Source organism: Cupriavidus sp. SZY C1 (assembly GCF_032190535.1).
In the GTDB taxonomy this organism is placed as follows: Bacteria; Pseudomonadota; Gammaproteobacteria; order Burkholderiales; family Burkholderiaceae; genus Cupriavidus; species Cupriavidus pauculus_C.
The window spans coordinates 163449-181350 of sequence record NZ_JAUANU010000011.1 but is presented as its reverse complement, the minus strand read 5'-3'; the positions used below and the strand labels follow the sequence as shown (position 1 = coordinate 181350).

The 17902-nt window shown below is 68.4% G+C and carries 16 protein-coding genes and 1 pseudogene; 12 read left to right on the top strand and 5 right to left on the bottom strand.

The annotated features are described in order from the left end of the window. Positions 1-15: 15 nt before the first annotated feature. From fliM to fliR, 6 genes are read left to right on the top strand one after another with little or no spacing between them, the layout of a single operon-like run. Entirely contained in the window at positions 16-1026 is a 1011-nt protein-coding gene (gene fliM / locus QTN24_RS18005; protein WP_124686086.1) for a flagellar motor switch protein FliM, read from the top strand. Next, on the top strand, positions 1019-1492 hold the full coding sequence (gene fliN / locus QTN24_RS18000; protein ID WP_124686085.1) for a flagellar motor switch protein FliN: 474 nt from the start codon (positions 1019-1021) through the stop codon (positions 1490-1492). Before fliM ends, fliN begins: the two co-directional genes overlap by 8 nt. Further along, a complete protein-coding gene (gene fliO / locus QTN24_RS17995) occupies positions 1489-2013 on the top strand; it encodes a flagellar biosynthetic protein FliO (RefSeq protein ID WP_253700193.1) in 525 nt (174 codons plus the stop codon). The genes fliN and fliO overlap by 4 nt, the downstream gene beginning before the upstream one ends. Then, positions 2010-2819 carry a flagellar type III secretion system pore protein FliP gene (fliP, locus tag QTN24_RS17990; protein WP_253700191.1) on the top strand — a complete coding sequence of 270 codons (810 nt, stop codon included), beginning with the start codon at positions 2010-2012 and terminating at the stop codon, positions 2817-2819. Before fliO ends, fliP begins: the two co-directional genes overlap by 4 nt. Before the next feature lie 13 nt (positions 2820-2832). Continuing rightward, the gene (gene fliQ / locus QTN24_RS17985; protein WP_124686084.1) at positions 2833-3102 is read left to right on the top strand and encodes a flagellar biosynthesis protein FliQ; all 270 of its coding nucleotides are present in this window, start codon (positions 2833-2835) and stop codon (positions 3100-3102) included. Between the two features lie 40 nt (positions 3103-3142). Further along, positions 3143-3928: a flagellar biosynthetic protein FliR gene (fliR, locus tag QTN24_RS17980; RefSeq protein WP_124686083.1), complete on the top strand. Its 786-nt coding sequence runs from the start codon at positions 3143-3145 to the stop codon at positions 3926-3928. 15 nt (positions 3929-3943) lie between these two features. Here fliR and QTN24_RS17975 read toward each other — a convergent pair whose 3' ends face one another. Further along, positions 3944-4768 carry a penicillin-binding transpeptidase domain-containing protein gene (locus QTN24_RS17975; protein WP_124686082.1) on the bottom strand — a complete coding sequence of 275 codons (825 nt, stop codon included), beginning with the start codon at positions 4766-4768 and terminating at the stop codon, positions 3944-3946. Between the two features lie 140 nt (positions 4769-4908). Between QTN24_RS17975 and QTN24_RS17970 the strand changes: the two genes are divergently transcribed. Further along, the gene (locus QTN24_RS17970) at positions 4909-6555 is read left to right on the top strand and encodes a hypothetical protein (protein ID WP_313838750.1); all 1647 of its coding nucleotides are present in this window, start codon (positions 4909-4911) and stop codon (positions 6553-6555) included. On the opposite strand, the gene QTN24_RS17965 is transcribed toward QTN24_RS17970, so the two are convergent. Further along, a complete protein-coding gene (locus QTN24_RS17965; protein WP_313838748.1) occupies positions 6546-8174 on the bottom strand; it encodes a methyl-accepting chemotaxis protein in 1629 nt (542 codons plus the stop codon). The genes QTN24_RS17970 and QTN24_RS17965 overlap by 10 nt on opposite strands. Positions 8175-8558: 384 nt before the next feature. Here QTN24_RS17965 and QTN24_RS17960 point away from each other — a divergent pair, with 384 nt between their 5' ends. Together QTN24_RS17960 and QTN24_RS17955 are read left to right on the top strand one after the other, a co-directional pair. Next, positions 8559-9761 carry an NnrS family protein gene (locus tag QTN24_RS17960; RefSeq protein ID WP_313838746.1) on the top strand — a complete coding sequence of 401 codons (1203 nt, stop codon included), beginning with the start codon at positions 8559-8561 and terminating at the stop codon, positions 9759-9761. Positions 9762-9898: 137 nt separating this feature from the next. After that, on the top strand, positions 9899-10339 hold the full coding sequence (locus QTN24_RS17955) for a nuclear transport factor 2 family protein (protein ID WP_313838744.1): 441 nt from the start codon (positions 9899-9901) through the stop codon (positions 10337-10339). A gap of 115 nt (positions 10340-10454) precedes the next feature. Here QTN24_RS17955 and QTN24_RS17950 read toward each other — a convergent pair whose 3' ends face one another. Continuing rightward, positions 10455-10757, bottom strand: coding sequence for a zf-TFIIB domain-containing protein (locus QTN24_RS17950; RefSeq protein ID WP_313838742.1), 303 nt, complete (start codon positions 10755-10757; stop codon positions 10455-10457). A 190-nt stretch (positions 10758-10947) separates the two neighbouring features. Here QTN24_RS17950 and QTN24_RS17945 point away from each other — a divergent pair, with 190 nt between their 5' ends. Then, positions 10948-11556: a biliverdin-producing heme oxygenase gene (locus QTN24_RS17945; protein WP_313838741.1), complete on the top strand. Its 609-nt coding sequence runs from the start codon at positions 10948-10950 to the stop codon at positions 11554-11556. A 14-nt stretch (positions 11557-11570) separates the two neighbouring features. After that, positions 11571-13202 carry an ATP-binding protein gene (locus QTN24_RS17940; RefSeq protein WP_313838740.1) on the top strand — a complete coding sequence of 544 codons (1632 nt, stop codon included), beginning with the start codon at positions 11571-11573 and terminating at the stop codon, positions 13200-13202. 50 nt (positions 13203-13252) lie between these two features. Here the strand turns inward: QTN24_RS17940 and QTN24_RS17935 are convergent. Together QTN24_RS17935 and QTN24_RS17930 are read right to left on the bottom strand one after the other, a co-directional pair. Further along, positions 13253-13652 (bottom strand): annotated as a pseudogene (locus tag QTN24_RS17935) (response regulator). Next, a complete protein-coding gene (locus tag QTN24_RS17930) occupies positions 13609-16053 on the bottom strand; it encodes an ATP-binding protein (protein ID WP_313838737.1) in 2445 nt (814 codons plus the stop codon). The pseudogene QTN24_RS17935 and the gene QTN24_RS17930 overlap by 44 nt, the downstream one beginning before the upstream one ends. A 324-nt stretch (positions 16054-16377) precedes the next feature. Between QTN24_RS17930 and QTN24_RS17925 the strand changes: the two genes are divergently transcribed. Continuing rightward, positions 16378-17886: an NCS1 family nucleobase:cation symporter-1 gene (locus tag QTN24_RS17925; protein ID WP_409559045.1), complete on the top strand. Its 1509-nt coding sequence runs from the start codon at positions 16378-16380 to the stop codon at positions 17884-17886. The last annotated feature ends 16 nt before the right edge of the window (positions 17887-17902 follow it).

The following is a 17902-nucleotide window of genomic DNA, read 5'->3' as shown; positions in this document are numbered from 1 at the left end:
GGGGCAGGACACTAGATGGCCTACGACAAGTTCCTCTCGCAGGACGAGGTAGACGAACTACTCAAGGGCGTATCGGGCGAAACCGATACGCCGGCGGCGAGCGCGCCAGTCGTCGAAGAAGGCGGCGTGCGCCCGTACAACCTGGCCAACCAGGAGCGCGTGGTTCGCGGCCGCCTGCATACGCTCGAAATCATCAACGAGCGATTTGCCCGGGCACTGCGCACCGCGCTGTTCAACTTCATCCGCCGCGGCGCCGACATCTCGGTGGGCTCGGTCAGGATCGAGAAGTACGGCGACTTCGTGCGCAACCTGCCGGTGCCGACCAACCTGAACCTGGTCCACATGAAGCCGCTGCGGGGCACTGCGCTGTTCGTGTACGACCCGAACCTCGTGTTCCTGGTGGTCGACAACCTGTTTGGCGGCGACGGCCGCTTCCACACCCGTGTGGAAGGCCGCGACTTCACCCAGACCGAGCAGCGCATCATCCGCCGCATGCTGGACCTGACGCTGAACAGCTACAGCCAGGCATGGGGCACGGTGCATCCCATTGAGTTCGACTACGTCCGCTCGGAGATGCACACCAAGTTTGCCAACGTGGCCGGCCCGAACGACGCCGTGGTCACCACCGCGTTCCATATCGAACTGGGCGCGGTTGGCGGGCAGTTGCACATCTGTATCCCCTTCTCGATGATCGAGCCGCTGCGTGATCTGCTGATGAATCCGCTGCAGGACGAGGTCGAGGTGGACAAACGCTGGCTCGGCCAGCTTTCCAACCAGCTACGTGCCGCCGAAGTGGAACTGGTGGCCGAATTCGCACACCTGCGCAGCACCGTGGCCGAGGTTCTGGCCATGCGCGAGGGCGACGTGCTGCCGATCGAGCTGCCGGAGAAGATCTTCGGCAAGGTCGACGGCGTACCCGTCATGCAGTGCGGCTTCGGCACGATGAACGGCCAGTACGCACTGCGCGTGGAACGAATGATCAATTACCAAGACAGCGATTCCAACAAGGAAACCGATCATGACTGACGGCACTCAGGACAAGCCGGTCGATCCGATGGACGACTGGGCCAGCGCCCTGGCTGAGCAGACCAGCGCCGAACAGGCGGCACCTGCGGCCGACGCCACCGCCACGGCAGCGCCGGTGGCTCCCGCTTCGGCCATGGCCACGGCCACGCCGGCGGCTTCCACGGTGTTCCCGCCCCTGGCGCAGGACGCACCGAGCGGCTTCCACAACGATATCGGGATGATCCTCGATATCCCCGTGCAGCTGACCGTCGAACTGGGCCGCACCAAGGTACCCATCAAGAACCTGCTGCAACTGGCGCAGGGCTCGGTGGTGGAACTGGACGGCCTGGCCGGCGAACCGATGGACGTGCTCGTGAACGGCTACCTGATCGCCCAGGGCGAGGTGGTGGTGGTGAACGACAAGTTCGGCATTCGCCTGACGGACATCATCACGCCGTCCGAACGCATCCGGAAGCTCAACAAATGACAGCCGCCCCGCGCCGGCTTGCAGCTGCCGCGCGCATGATCCTCGGCACGGCCGCCAGCGGCCTTGCCGCCGCCGGTGCGCAGGCCGCCGACGTCGTGCCCGGCACGGCCCATGCCGCCAGCGGTGCCGCCGCCAGCCCCGCCATCGCGGGCAACGCGCCGGCCATCAGCAGCGGCGCTAGCCTGGCGCAGGCCGGCCTGGGGCTGTTTGCCGTCATCGCGCTGATCCTGGGCATGGCCTGGCTGGCGCGCCGCGTGGGCCTGGTGCGCCACGGCACCGGCAATGCATCGATCAAGGTCGTCAACAGCCTGGCGCTGAGCACGCGCCAGAAGGTGGTGACCGTGGAAGTGGGCGATACCTGGCTGGTGCTCGGTGTCTCGCCCAACGAAATCCGCCCGCTCCATACGCTGCCGGCCCAGCCGGACACCAGCGCGCCCGCCGGTTCGACCCCCATGCCGCCGATGCAAGGCAGCTTTGGCGAACGGCTGATGCGCGCCATGCAGGAAAACCTCAAGAAATGAACACGCCGCGTGCCGCCGCTGTCCAGCGGCTACCCGTGAAGCCCTTCGTGCGTCCGCCGCACGTGGCGGGCGCCCTGCTGGCGCTGCTGCCGCTGGCGCTCTGCCTCGTGCCGGACGCCGCGCTGGCGCAGTCGCTGCCGGGCGTGACGAGCAAGCCGGCCGCTGGCGGCGGCCAGATCTGGTCGCTGTCGATCCAGACGCTGGTCCTGCTCACGTCGCTGTCGTTCCTGCCGGCCGCCATGCTGATGATGACCGGCTTCACGCGCATCATCATCGTGCTGGGCCTGCTGCGCAACGCGCTGGGCACGGCCTCGTCGCCGCCCAACCAGGTGCTGGTGGGCCTGTCGTTGTTCCTCACGTTCTTCGTGATGTCGCCGGTCTTCGACAAGGTCTACACCGACGCCTACAAGCCGCTGTCCGAAAACCGCATCAGCCTGGAGACGGCCGCCCAGCGCGCCGCCGTGCCGGTACGCGCGTTCATGCTGCGCCAGACGCGCGAGAAGGACCTGGCGCTGTTCGCGCAGATGGCCAAGACGCCCGAGATGCAGAGCCCGGACGACGTACCGTTCGCGGTACTGGTGCCGGCCTTTGTCACCAGCGAGCTGAAGACCGCGTTCCAGATCGGCTTCACGATCTTCATTCCGTTCCTGATCATCGACCTCGTCGTCGCCAGCGTGCTGATGGCCATGGGGATGATGATGGTGCCACCCGCCACCATTTCGCTGCCGTTCAAGCTGATGCTGTTCGTGCTGGTCGATGGCTGGCAACTGCTGCTGGGGTCCCTGGCGCAGAGCTTCATGAATTGACGCGGAGCCCGAGATGACGCCCGAGATGGTCATGACGATCGCCACGCAGGCGATGAAGATGACGCTGATGCTGTCTGCCCCGCTGCTGCTGGTGGCGCTGGCCGCCGGCCTGGTGGTGAGCCTGTTCCAGGCCGCCACCCAGATCAACGAGATGACGCTGACGTTCATCCCCAAGCTGGTGGCACTGTTCGTGACGATGGTGCTGGTCGGCCCGTGGATGCTCAACACGTTCGTCGACTACATGCGCGAAGTCTTCCAGGGCATCCCCGCCCTGGCGCACTGACGCGCCCGCTCCCCCAGACTGTCCGCAGGAACCCGGCGCCGTGCTAGAGGTCACCACCGACCAGCTCTACGGGTGGATCGCCGCCTTCCTGTGGCCGATGTTCCGGCTGCTGGCGCTGATCGCCACTGCGCCCGTCTTCAGCGAGTCGACCATTCCGCGCCGCGCCAAGGTGCTGCTGGCGGCGGCGCTGTCCACGGTGGTCTCGCCCACCATCGGCGCCATCCCGGCCGCGCCGGTCTATTCGTACGAGGGCCTGCTGATCATCCTGAACGAGGTTGGCATCGGCGTGGCCATGGGCTTCACCATGCGGCTGATGTTTGCCGCGGTACAGATGGCCGGCGAAATCATCGGCCTGCAGATGGGCCTGTCGTTCGCCGCGTTCTACGACCGCTCGTCCGGCGGGCAGACCATGGTGCTGTCGCGCTTCCTGAACATCGTCGCCACGCTGATGTTCCTGTCGCTGGACGGCCACCTGATGATGCTGGCCGCACTGGTCGACAGCTTCCAGGGCGTGCCGATTGCCGCCGTGCCGCTGTCCGGCCACGGCTGGGGCATGGTGGCGCGCGCCGGCGGCACGGTCTTTGCCTCGGGCATGCTGCTGTCGCTGCCGATGATTGCCGCGCTGCTGACGCTGAACCTGGCGATGGGTATCCTGAACCGCGCGTCGCCGCAGTTGTCGATCTTCGCGGTCGGCTTTCCGGTGACGCTGCTGGGCGGCATGCTGGTGCTGGCGCTGTGCATGCCGCAGATGGGCGTCTACATGCAGCATCTGGTCGATACCGGGCTGCAGACCGCCGCCTCGGTCATCGACCAGCTCGCCCCGTAGCGGCGGCCCGCCGGCTTACGGCAGCGCGCCCACCTGGCGCAGCACCGCGCGGGCGATTTCCTGGCGCCTGGCGCCAACTTCCGGCTGCGGCATGTCCAGGTTCATCGCGAACACGTAGGTATCGTCGCCGCGCGTCACCCAGCCCACCCACCAGCCCACATCCATCTTGCCCGACGTGGCCCAGCCGGTCTTGGCGCGCAGCGTGTACGCCGGCGTGCGCTCGATGGTCAGGATGTCGTCCAGCGCCTCGAAGCTGCGCTCGGAGATCAGCGGCACCTTGTGAGCCGCCGCCGCGCGCAGGAAGTCGATCTGCTGGTAGGTGGTGACCTGCAGGCGGCCGTTGAGCCAGAAGCGGTCCACCGGGCCGCCCACGTCGGCGTTGCCGAAGTGCGCGGCGCCCAGGTACTTGCGGTACTGCGCCGTGCCCACGCGGCGCGCCAGCGCCTGGTACGCCGGCACGCACGAGTTCTTCAACGCCACGCGCAGCGCCACCTCGCCGTTGCAGACTGGCGGCAGGATCGGCTTGCCGTGGTGCATCCACACCTTGCCGTCCCACGGCAGCTTGTCGTGGTCCACGTCGGCCACGGCGCCGGTTTCCAGCCCGATCAGCGAATTGAAGATCTTGAACGTCGACGCCGGCGAGTACGGCGTGGCCGCGCGGCGCGGGTTGTAGGTCATCGTGCGCTGCTGGCGCACGTCGTAGACGACCATCGTGCCGTCCACGCCGGCGGCGTCGAACAGCGATCTGGCGTCGAGCGGGGTCTCGGCGGCCTGCACGGCCGTGGCGGCACAGGCCGCGATCAGGGGCATCAGGAGCCAGCGGAGGAGTCGGTTTGGCATATCTGCACGCTATGGTTCTTGGTTGTGGGTGTCGTCCATGTCGACGGTTGGCAATCCAGGCCCGGATCGTGGTGCGGAGCATAGGTGGCGGCGCGCGCAACGCCAACCGGCGCCGCTGTAACACGCGTAACATGGCGGCCATGCCAGCCACCACCGTGATCCCGATCGACCTGTCGCCGCCCTACCGCGTGGGCGGGCACGCCGCGCGCTACCAGTCCGTCTGGCTGCTGGCGCGCATCTGGCTGGCCGTGTCGCGCGACCAGGAAGACCTGGGCGCGGCGGCCGTGCGCACGCGCTTTGCGGACGCGGCCAACGTGCGGATGATCGTCTCTCGCGCGTTCGCCGATTTCGCGCGCTGGGGCGTGCCGGTTGGCTGGGGCCACGACAAGGCCGTGGGCGTATCCGCGCTGCGCGCGGAAAGCCGCAGCCGGGGGCCGTTCTGGATGACGGCGGCCACGGCCCGCCGGCTGCGCTTCGTCGCGCACGGCAAGGCCCTGGGCACGGCCGGCGTGGCTCGCTGGCTGGGCCAGGCGCCCGACGGCGGCGACGCGGCGCCCGCACCGGCCAGCCAGGGGTTGCAGTACGTGATGCGGGACATGGCGTTCTGGCGGCACCTGACGCAGGCCATGCGGGGCGCGCAGGACGGCTTTGCGGGCGAGATCGACCATGGCGTGGCCGAGTCTTTCCGCGCGGCGCAGCGTTCGGCGGCCGACGACTTCCAGCAGGCGCTGTCACTGCTCAAGGAAAGCCTGGCCTGGCGCCGCAGCGACCGCCTGGACAAGAGCCGCGCCGCGCTGCGCCGCTTCGAGCGCATCGTGGTGGCCGGCGGCGTCAATGCCGCGCTGCCGACCTTTGCGGCCATGGCCCACGTGGTGCGGGCCTGGGAACACTATGCGCGCGGCGATCTGGACGCGGCGCAGCGCGAGCTGGGCCGCCTGTCCGCCGATGCCGAACTGCGGCCCGTGGTGCGCTACAACCCGCGCATCCGCTTCGAGACGCTGAACCTGGAGGCGCTGGTCTGCAAGAGCGTCGCGCTGCGGCCGGACGCGCCGCGCGGCCCGTCGTCACGCCACGACGCTGCGCGCCAGGCGCTGGACGCGTTCTCGGGCGCGCTGCAGGCCGCCTACGAGGCCGATTCGGTCGACGCCGTGCAGCACGCGGCCGCCAACATCGGCTGGTCGCTGTGGCTGTTCTGGCAATACGGCCTGGTCGACGGCGAGCGGACGATGGCGGCCGGCGACGTGCAGCGGCAGTCGATGCGCTGGCTGGGGCTGTCGGAATGGATCTGCGACCGCTTTGGCGTGGGAGGCGGTTCGGCGTGGAACACGATCTTCCTGCTGCGCGTGGCGCGCGGGCATGCCGGGGCCGGCGCCCATGAGGATGCCGCGCCAAGGTCGGCATCGCTGGCGGCCTTCCGCGCCAAGCAGCCGCTGACCGTGGCCGCCGCCGTGGACGCGCTGCGCCCCTTCCATGCGCCGTTCGCGCCGGCCAAGGGCTTCGTGCGGTGGTCGTCGGTGGCCGCGTTCGCGCTGGAAGAGCACGACAACGGCCACGTCCGCTACAACGCGCTGCAACTGGCCAACCTGCTGCTGGAATCGGCGTGGTACCTCGTGCACGAGCAGGGGGCGTCCGCACAGGCGTATGCCGCCATGGAGCGGCTGGCCGTGCAGCTTGGCACGCTGCGGGCGGCCGAGCGCGGCTTCTTCCACACCGAGATCCGGGCGTTTCCGCCCGAACTGCGCGCGGCCGCCGCCGAGGCCACGCGCGCGCGGCGAGGTCAGCCGTAGGCCACCTCGCCCGCCACAACGGGCCGCCGGCCCGGCAACGCGCGGCGCGCCGCCTTGTCGTGGCCCGGCAGCTTGAAGAAGGCCACGGCATCGGTCAGCAGCCTGCCCTGCTCTTCGAGGGACTTCGACGCGGTGGCCGCCTCATGCACCAGCGACGCGGTCTGCTGCGTCACCTGGTCGATCTGCACGATGGCCTGGTTCACCTGCTCGATGCCGCGATTCTGCTCGGCGGAGGCCGCCGCGATCTCGCCGACGATATGGGTCACGCGCTCCACCGCTTCGGTCACCGCCGACATGGTCTGCCCGGCCTCGCTGGCCAGCGCGGAGCCGGCCTGCACCTGCGCCACCGAGGCATCGATCAGCTCCTTGATCTCCTTGGCCGCGTTCGACGAACGCTGCGCCAGGCTGCGCACCTCGCTGGCCACCACGGCAAACCCGCGGCCCTGCTCGCCGGCCCGGGCGGCCTCGACCGCCGCGTTCAGCGCCAGGATGTTGGTCTGGAATGCGATGCTTTCGATGATGCCGGTGATCTCGGCAATCTTGCTGGAACTGGCACTAATGCCTTCCATGGTGTCCACCACGCGGCCCACCGTGCCGCTGCCCTGCTGCGCCACGTCGGCGGCGCTGCGCGCCAGTTCGCTGGCCTGCCGGGCGTTCTCGGTGTTGTGGCGCACCGTGGCGGTCAGTTGCTCCATGCTGGCGGCGGTTTCCTCCAGCGACGCGGCCTGCTGCTCGGTACGGCTGGACAGGTCCATGTTGCCGCTGGCGATCTCGCCCGTGGCCACCGCGATATTGCCGCTGCTCTCGCGCACGCTGGCCACGGTCTCGGCCAGCCGGTCGTTCATGTCGCGCAGCGCGGCCAGCAGGCGGCCCGGCTCGTCCTGCGAATCCACCTCGATATGCATGCCCACCTCGCCGCGCGCCACGGTGCGCGCCACGTCCACGGCGCGCTGGATCGGCCCCGTGATCGCGCGCGTCAGCACCAGCCCGCCGACGATGCCGAACACCACGGCGGCAATTGCCACGACGATCAGGAACAGGCGCTGCCGCCCGTACTCTTCCTCCAACTGCTTGACCATGTCGGTCTGGCGCTCGCGCGTGAACTGCGCGTAGTCGCGCGTGGCCTTGACCAGCGCGGCCAGCAGCGGCCGGCACTCGGCGTTCATCTTGGCGATGGCGGCGTCCCGCTTGCCGTCGAGCGCCAGCCCGACGATGTCGGTGGCCACCGGGCCGTACTTCGATTCGATCCGGTCGACTTCGGCCACGAGCTGGCGGGCGGCGTCGCTGACGCCTTCGGCCATGACCATCTGCCTGAGCCGGGCCAGCCGCTCCTGGACGTCGGCATGGGCCTTGAGGACCTCGGCTTTCTCCAGGTCCAGGTCGGACTGCGCGCTGACCAGCACAAGGTTGCGCGCCGCAATGGCGCGGCGATCCACGGCCGTGCGCACCAGCGACGCCGCCTCCGCGCGCGCGTTCAGGCCGTTGATGTAGGCCGAAAAGCCGTCGGTGGAGCGGCTCAGGGCCCGCAACGACAGCCCCGACACCACCAGCACGATCAGCGCCAGCGTGCCAAACCCCGCAAGGAGCTTGGTCTTGATGGACAAGTCTTTGAATTTCACGGTTTCCCCTCTGTATTCCCGATGAATGGCCCAAGGCTGGACCGAATGACGATTGCGCCACGCGGCAACTGGCCGTGGCGCGGCATCGCTGAGAAAGCCCGTTCGATTGGCTTGGCGCGGCGTCGTGGCACCGGCTCTGAATGTCTGCTTTGTCTTGGGTATCGGCAGCCTGGCCCGCGATTCACCCCTACGCGAGGAGGGGATGTGCGGCATACCGCGTCAGTGTTTTCCCGAAGGCAGCCGGTTGCATCAACAAGATGGCGATAGCCGAACCATTAAATTGCATTTGTTTTGCATCTTTTCTAGAATCGATTCCGTCACACCGGCGTGCCGCTCCCGGCGCGCCGCCTGCCACGTTCTTGCGCGCCCGTCGGCGCTCTCACCATGTCCGTCCTGCTGCAGATCTCCCCGCCCTCGCGCCAATCGGCCTATCGCGGCCTGCCCGTCCTGGCGCTCGGTTTCCGTCCGTTCTACCTGCTGGCTGCGCTGTTTGGCGCGCTGTCCATTGCCGCGTGGGTGGCGATGTATGCGGGCCTGTGGATACCGGCGGCCTCGCCGTGGCTGGGCGGCATGCTCTGGCACGCCCACGAGATGGTCTTCGGCTTCTCCGCCGCGGTCGTGGTGGGCTTTCTGTTCACGGCGGGCAAGAACTGGACGGGGCTGCAGACGCCGCAGGGCGCGTGGCTGGGCGCGCTAGCCGGCGTCTGGCTGCTGGCCCGCGTGCTGATGTGGACCGGGCCGGCCTGGGCCGCCATCGCGGCCGACGTGGCATTCCTGCCGCTCTGCAGCCTGAGCTTCTACGCGATCCTGCGGCGCGCAAAGAGCCAGCGCAACTACGGGCTGGCCATCGCGCTGGGCCTGATGGGCGCGCTGAACATCGGCTTTCACGCCGCCGCCCTGGCCGGGCGGCTGGACTGGTCGCTCTACACGTCAGAAGCGGCGACGGGGCTGGTGACGGTCTTCGTCACCGTGATCGGCGGCCGGGTCATTCCAATGTTCACGGCCAACGCAGTGCCGGGCGTACACATTCGCCGCTGGGCAACCGTGGAGCGCGGCGTCATTCCGCTGACGCTGCTGGCTACCCTGGCGGCGGCTTCCCCGGCGCCGGGCTGGCTGGTGGCGGTGCTGGCGCTCGGCGCGGCTGTCGCGCAGGGCGTGCGGCTGTACGGCTGGGATTCGATGCGCACGCTGCGCAAGCCTATCGTCGCCATCCTGCACGTGGCCTACGCATTCCTGCCGGTCGGCTTCCTGCTGACCGCGGCGGCGGCAGCCGGCTGGATCGACCGCTCCACCGCGCTGCACGCGCTGACCGTGGGGGTAATCGGCTGCGCCATCATCGCGATGATCACGCGCACGGCGCTGGGCCATACCGGACGGCCGCTTCAAACGGGCACCATGGAGCACCTGGCCTACCTGCTGATGATCATGGCCGCCGTCATCCGCGTGGCCGGTCCGCTCGCACTGCCGGCGCTAAAGCTGCAGGCCGTCACGCTGGCCGGGGCCTGCTGGGCGGCGTCGCTGATCCTCTACGCCATCAAGTACGCGCCGTTCCTGACCCGCCCGCGCCTGGACGGCAAGGAAGGCTGACCGCTGTCTCCCCGACGCAACCCGAGGTTGCGTCTCCACGCCCTTGTGATACGATGACCTACAACCGTCGCGCGACTTCGTCCGCGACGGTTTTCCACATCGACACCCCAGGCAGTTCAGAACAATCGGGAGACATCATGCGTAAATTCACCGCGGCCATCGGCGCCGCCCTCGTGCTTGGCATCGTCGCCGCGCCCGCGCTGGCCCAATCGAACGACACCCAGGCCGTCACGTCCGCCGCCGAGAAGCTGCGCGTGGCGATGGTCGATCCGGACCAGGCGACGCTGTCGCAACTGGTGGCCGAATCGCTGAGCTACGGCCATTCGGGTGGCCGCATCGACACCAAGTCGAGCTTTATCGGCGACCTGCTCGACAAGAAGTCGGACTTCGTCAGCATCAACATCACGGACCAGACCGTGAACGTGTCGGGCGACGTGGCCGTGATCCGCCACACGCTGGCCGGCGAGACGCTGGACAGCGGCAAGTCCGGCACCGTGCAGCTGAAAGTATTGCAGGTCTGGCAAAAGCAGGGTGGCCACTGGAAGCTGATCGCCCGGCAGGCCGTCAAGGCCGCCTGATACGGACGGGCCCTGCCTGTCTGGAAGACCAGACATTGATAGGATGTCTGACGTCTTGAGCCAATAAGAAAGGGGCGCTGCCGGGTGAAGGCAGCGCCCCTTTGTCTTGGGCACGTCAGTCGAAGATATCGTACAGCCAGGACTTCTTGCGCTTGTCGTAGTGCTTGTCGTAGCCCCGGTCGTGCCCCCGGTCATAGCCATGATGGTCGCGCCGGCCGCGGTCGTCGGACTGGTACGGGCGCTGTTCACGCTGCACCGCCGGCTGGGGCGCCGCTTCGACCTGCGTGGAACGCTCCAGGATCTTGTCGAGCTCCCCGCGGTCCAGCCAGACGCCGCGGCACTGCGGGCAGTAGTCGATTTCCACGCCTTGCCGCTCGGCCATCACGAGCGTTGCGTCGGGACAAGTCGGACACTTCATTTCAGACTCCTTCCAAACGGTTGCGCCATCGGGCGCGATGGGACGATTCTATCGGCGGCGGCCCGCCGGCCCCCTTGCATGACACGATTGTCATGCGGGCGTCATCGCGGCCCCGCACCCGGCCGGTCGCGGCGCCATTCGGGTACCATGTGTGCTTGCCGTCTCGCTGCCCCCAAGGACCATCCATCGCGTGACTGAACTCTCGCCCCCATCCACCGACGTACTGGCGTCCCTGCGCGCGGCCACCGCCGAACGGCATGCCACGCTTGACCGTTCGATGCCGCTGTCCCATGCCGCGCCGTCGCTGGCCGACTACCGCGATCACCTGCTGATCCTGCGCGCTTGGCTGGCACCGCTGGAGCGCTGGCTGGCCAGCTTTGGCGACGGGCCGCAGGACCCGGCCCTGCTGGCGCCGATCACCCGGATGCCCGAACTCAACGCGGATCTTTCGCACCCGGCCACGCCGGCCGGCGGCACGCCGGTGCGCGACTTCGACGTAACTCCGCTGCGCCGCGAACCGGCCTTCCGCTGGGGCGTCTGCTACGTGATCGAAGGCTCGCAACTGGGCGGCGCGGTGCTGTACCGGCAACTGGCCGGGCGGCTGGCGCCGCATCCGCTGCACTATCTGGGCGCCGGACAGTCGCCGGGCCCGCGCTGGCAGCAGTTCCTGCACGCGTTGCGCGCCAGCGTGCGCGAGCCGGCGGATATCGCGCTGGCCTGCGCCGGCGCCCAAGCGGCGTTCGATGCGCTGCTGGACCGCGTCCCCGCTATCGCGCCTGCCGCGCCGGGCACACTTTGAACGGGCTCAGCGTCATGCAAGGTGCCGACCAGATGCTCTCGGAGGACACGCCGCTCGATACGGCGCTGCTGTTCGACACCCTGCCCGAGTCCTACCTGATCCTGAACGGCCGGCGCGAAGTGGTGGGCGCCAACACGCGCTACCTGACGCAGGCCGGACGGACCCGTGACGACGTCGTGGGCAAGTCGGTCTTCGACATCAACCCTACGCTGTCCGAGCCGCAGATGATGGCGCGCCGCGAGTGGCTGATGGCCACGCTGGACACCCTGGCGCTCGGCGAATCGCGGCTGTCCCCGCCCATCCGCTACGACGGCTATCCGGCCGGCGACGGCACCGACGAGCGCTACTGGCAGGCCAAGGCCACCCGCGTGGCGGGCGACAACGCGCCGGGCGCGGTGTTCGTTCTGCTGGTGACGGACGTGACCGACCAGATGCTGCGCACCGAGCAGACGCGGCGCGAGCACGCCAAGCTGCGCTCGCAGGCGCGGCTGCGCCAGGTGCTGGTGGAAGAGGCCAATGCGGCGCTGCAGACGCACCGCAAGCAGCTAGAGGAATTGCTGGCGTTTGCCCGCGTCGGCGCGTGGGAACTGGACGTCGCCACCGGCTACATGAACTGCACCGACCAGTGCAAGGCCAACATGGGCCTGCAGCCGGACGACAGCATCGACGAGGCGCGCGTCTTTGGCGAACTGATGTACCCGGCGGACCGCCGCGACGTGCGCGCCGCCATGGACCGCGCCATCGCCACCCGCTCGCACTTCGAGGTCGAATACCGCGTGGTCTGGCAGGACGGGACCATGCGCTGGCTGATGTCGCGTGGCGCCGCGCGCTACCTGGCCGACGGCTCGGCGCAGTCGCTGATCGGCTTCACGATCGACATCACCGCGCGCAAGGCGTCGGAACTGCACTACCAGGCCGTGGCCGAGGAAGAACAGCGCGCACGCGAGATCAGCGAGCGCGGCGCGCGGGCCATGGACCATTTCGTCGCGGCCGTGAGCCACGAACTGCGCTCGCCGCTGCACGCCATCCTCTGGTGGACCACGCTGCTGGAGCGCGGCACCGACCCCGCGCACGTCAAGCGCGCCGGCGAGGTCATCGAGCGCAACACGCGCCAGCTAGCCCGCATGGTCGACGACCTGCTCGACAGCGGGGCCATCGCCACGGGCAAGCTGTCCGTGGAACTGCGTCCGCTGGACGTGGCGTCGCTGGCGGCCACGGTGGCCGAGGACCTGCGCATGGACGCCGAATCGCGTCATGTCACGCTGATCGTGCAGGCGGCCGCGCCGTGCCAGGTGATGGGCGACGAGAACCGGCTCAAGCAGGTGGTGCTGAACCTGCTGACCAACGCGCTGAAATTTGCCGAGCGCGGCACGGTGGAACTATCGGTGGCGGAGGAAGGCGATCAAGCCGTGCTGTCGGTGCGCGACACCGGCGTGGGCATCTCGCCGGAAGCGCTGGAGCGGATCTTCGAGCGGTTCGAGCAGGCGCATCTGGAGCGCGCCAACCGCGTGCCGGGGCTGGGACTGGGTCTCTGGATGGTGAAGAACCTGGTGCTGATGCACAACGGCAGCGTCAGCGCGCACAGCGACGGGCTGGGCAAGGGCGCCACCTTCCGCGTGCAACTGCCGCTGGCGCGGGGCGTCTGACGGCCCGCGGTACGTCTTGGCGCGTATAGGGTCTCAGCGCGTAGAGGGTCTCAGCGCGTGTAGGGCGGCGGCTCGTTCAGCACCGCCCAGAACACGCCCAGGTCGTTGATGGCGGCCATGAAATCGTCGAACTCCACGGGCTTCACCACGTAGGCGCGACGACGTCAGCATCACCACGGGCACGCGGCGCAGCCGCTCATCGGCGCGCACTTCGCGCAGCACCTCGTGGCCATCCACCTTCGGCAGCTTCTTGTCCAGCAGGATCACCGCCGGGTTTTCTTCCTGGCGGTCGGCATAGGCGCCTTCGCGGCGCAGGAAGTCCAGCGCCTCGGCGCCATCGCGCACGGACACCACCGGATTGGCCAGGCGGCTCTTCTGCAGCGCGATCAGGGTCAGCTCGATATCGTCAGGATTGTCTTCCACCAGCAGGATCGGCCTCAGTGCGCTCATTTTCAGTATTCCTCGTATCTTTCAACACCGGGCGGTAGGGCTGGCCCGACGACATGGCAGCCAGCCGGGCCGCGGCCTCGGCGGCGGTCTCGTTCACGCCCGCCGTGCCCTCGGGCACGAACTCGCGCGGCAGCGAGAACCAGATCGTCGCGCCCTTGTCGATTTCGCCTTCGGCCCAGGTGGTGCCGCCGTGGCGCTCGATGATGCGCCGCACGCTGGCCAGCCCGATGCCGGTGCCCGGAAACTCCTCGACGCGGTGCAGACGCTGGAACACGCCGAACAGCTTGTCGACGTAGCGCATGTCGAAACCCACGCCGTTGTCGCGGACGTAGAACACGTCCTGGCCAGCCAGTTCGCCCTCGCCGGGCTTGGTGCCAACCTCGACCACGGCAGGCGGGCCGTCGGCGTCCACGCCGCGCGTACTGCTGAATTTTATCGCGTTGGCGATCAGGTTGCGCAAAACCACGTCCATCAGCACCGGATCGGCCGTCACGTCGCCCAGCGCGCCGACGCGGCATTCCAGCCGCCGCTCGCCAATGTCCTTCGATTCCTCGGCCAGCAGACGCTCCGCCAGCGCGCGCAGGTTCAGGCGCTGCGGGCGCAGCGCCGCGCGGCCCATCTGCGAGAACGCCAGCAGGTCGTCCACCAGCTTGCCGCCGAAACGGGCCTGCGCAATGATGCGGTCGACAAAGTGGCGGCCGCGCTCCGAGAGCCGGCTATGGTCCATCTCGCGGAGCAAATCGGCAAACCCGACGATATGGCGCAGCGGCGCGCGCAGGTCGTGCGACACGGTGTACGAGAAGCCCTCCAGCTCGCGGTTGGCGCGGCCCAGTTCCAGCGCCAGCTGCGCCAGTTCCTCGGCGCGGCGCAGCACGATGCCGAGCAGCGCGCCACGGAATTCGGCGGCAATCTCCAGGTCCGCGGCGCGCCATGGCTCGGACCGCCCACGTACCGTCTGCGTCCAGACCTCGAAGCTCTCTCGCGGCGACAGCGACGTGGACAGCCCCGACAGCTTGGCGCGCGGATCGCCGGCCCAGCGCACCGTCTGCACCACCTCGGCACGGAACCAGATCACGTAGTTGCGGAACAGCCGCGACAGCGACACCACGAGCATCCCGGCCGCGCCGTCGCCCACGCCTGACGCGACGGCCTCGGGCCAGTCCACGGCAAGCTGGTCGGTCGCGTATACGTCCTCGCTGCGCGTATCGAGCCACGCCAGCAGCTTCTGGATGACGTCGTTGCCCGGCGCGTCGCCAATCCGCACCACGCGACCCTCGAACACGGCCACGGCCCCGGTGGCGCCCACCAGCGCCAGCAGGTCCTCGGCATCGCCCGAGATGGCCTCGATGAAATCGTCGGTGTTGGTCATCGACGCCAGCAGCCGCGACTGCCGCTGGCGCAGCAGCAGCCGGTAGCTGGCTTCGGCATGGTCTTCCTTGGCTTCCACCTGCAGCGACAGCACCTGGGCGATGTGCTCGCACGCGGTGCGCACCTCGAACGACGGCACGCGCGCCGTGGCGTGGTGGCACGAGATCAGGCCCCAGAGCCGGCCGCGCACCACGATCGACATCGACATCGACGACCACGTACCCATGTTCTTCATGTACCGCACGTGCACCGGCGAGATGCTGCGCAGCGAGGCAAAGGTCAGGTCGGTGGGCTGGCCGGTGGCCGGGTGCAGCGCCGGCACCAGCGGGGAGGGCTCGTAGTCGGCGTCGGCAATCAGCCTGATGCGGTTGCGCACGTAGAGCGCGCGGGCCTGCTGCGGGATGTCCGACGCGGGAAAGCGCTGGCCCAGGTAGCTGGCGTAGCCAGGCTCCATCGACTCGGCCAGCACGTGGCCATGGCCTTCCTCGTCGAACGCGTACACCATCGTGCGGCCGTAGCCGGTAATCCGGTGCACTTCCTCGGCCGCCAGCCGGGCCAGCCCCTCCACGCCGTCCACCGTCTGCAGACTGTTGATGAAGGTGCGCACGAGCGGGTAGATCGCCGCGAATACGTCCTCGGTGCCGCGCGCCGGTTCCAGTTCGACGAATCGCACGCCCTGCCAGGTGTGCACGATGATGGCCAGCGGCGATGCCCCGCTGCTGCCGCCGCGCGGGTCCGCGATGGACCCGGCATAGAGCGGGATGCCGTCGGCCCGCAGCGCGTCGAGCGCCTGGAGCGCCAGCCGCGCGCCGTCGCCGATCAGCGCGTCCAGCGGCTGGCCCAGCACCTCGTCGACGGCCTCCGGGGCCTTGCCCGCGAGCAGCGCGGTATTGCGGCTGGCCTGCACCACGGTGCCGGCCGCGTCCACGCTGACCAGGAAGCCGTGGGGCTGGATGCCGCCGGGAATGTGGATCGGTTCCCGGGCGCAATCCTTGGCCAGGATCGCCGCCGCGGACGTGGAATCTTGAGTCATGCTGGCTCCGCCAAAAGCTTGGAGCCGATTGTGGCACACGGCACCGCGCGGCGTCCGGTCTTTGAGGAATTCACCGCACATTGCGGGCCGGCTGGTAAAAGCTGCAATCGTCGCCAGTTGCCGCGCGGGCCACCCCGTTGACCACGCAACCCGCGCCGGCTTAGGGGTCTACCCGAGGCCCGGCTGCTGCCGCGTTGACAATCCCGTAACCGTCGCCTACAACTCCGTACACAAACAAAAACGATTTTGTAGACAATTTTGTCGTCAAGACAGAATCGAGAGATGGCCGGCGCCCCGACGCCCGGCCGCCAACGGAGACAAGAGATGCCAGTGACAGCTTCATCCGCGGTCGATACCATCGGCACGCACGCCCCCGAAAGCAACGCCGTGATCAAGCCAGGCTACGACGACCGGCTGACCAATGAGGACCTGGCCCCGCTGCGCAAGCAGACCTGGGGCACGTACAACATTTTCGCGTTCTGGATGTCCGACGTGCACAGCGTGGGCGGCTACATCACGGCCGGCAGCCTGTTCGCGCTGGGCCTGTCGAGCTGGCAGGTGCTGCTGGCGCTGCTGGTGGGCATCCTGATCGTGCAGTTCTTCTGCAACCTCGTGGCCAAGCCCAGCCAGGTCACCGGCACGCCGTATCCGGTAATCTGCCGCGCGTCGTTCGGCGTGCTGGGCGCCAACATCCCCGCCATCATCCGGGGCCTGATCGCCGTGGCGTGGTACGGCATCCAGACCTACCTGGCGTCCAGCGCGTTCCTGGTGCTGGCGCTGCACTTCTTCCCGTCGCTGGCGCCCTATGCCGACCTGAAGCAGCACGGCTTTGCGGGGCTGTCCACGCTCGGCTGGGCCGCGTTCATGACGCTCTGGGTGCTTCAGGCGCTGGTGTTCTGGACCGGCATGGAGACCATCCGCAAGTTCATCGACTGGGCCGGCCCGGCCGTCTACGTGGTGATGATCGCGCTGGCCATCTGGCTCATCAACAAGGCCGGCATCGAGAACGTCAACTTCACGCTGAGCTTTCTGAAGTACCAGGGCTGGGACGCCGTGCCCGTGATGCTGAGCGCCATCGCGCTGGTGGTGTCGTACTTCTCGGGCCCGATGCTGAACTTCGGCGATTTCTCGCGCTACGCCCGCGACTTCCGCTCGGTGAAACGCGGCAACTTCTGGGGCCTGCCAGTCAACTTCCTCGGGTTCTCGCTGCTGGTGGTGGTGACCACCTCGGCCACGCTGCCCGTGTTCGGCAAGCTGATCACGGACCCGGTGGAAACGGTCAGCCATATCGACAGCACGTTTGCCATGCTGCTGGGCGCGTTCACGTTCATGACGGCCACCATCGGCATCAACATCGTGGCCAACTTCGTCTCGCCCGCGTTCGACTTCTCCAACGTCGCGCCCAAGTACATCAGCTGGCGCACGGGCGGCATGATCGCGGCCGTGGCGTCGATCTTCATCACGCCGTGGAACCTGTACAACCACCCGACGATGATCCACTACACGCTGGACGTGCTGGGCGCCTTCATCGGCCCGCTGTTCGGCATCCTGATCTCGGACTTCTTCCTCGTGCGCGGCCAGCGCGTGGTGGTGGACGACCTCTACACAATGCGCCGCAACGGTGCCTACTGGTACCGCAAGGGCTACAACCCGGCCGCCGTGGCGACGATGATCCCGTCGGCCATCGTGCCGGTGCTCTGCGTGGTCATTCCGTCCTGGCAGTGGCTGGCCAACTACAGCTGGTTCATCGGCATGGGGATTGCATTGGTGCTGTACCGCGCGCTGGCCCCCCGGCTGATGCCCGGCCATCTGGCGGACGCCCGCCAGGCCTGACCCCTTCCTCCCCTGC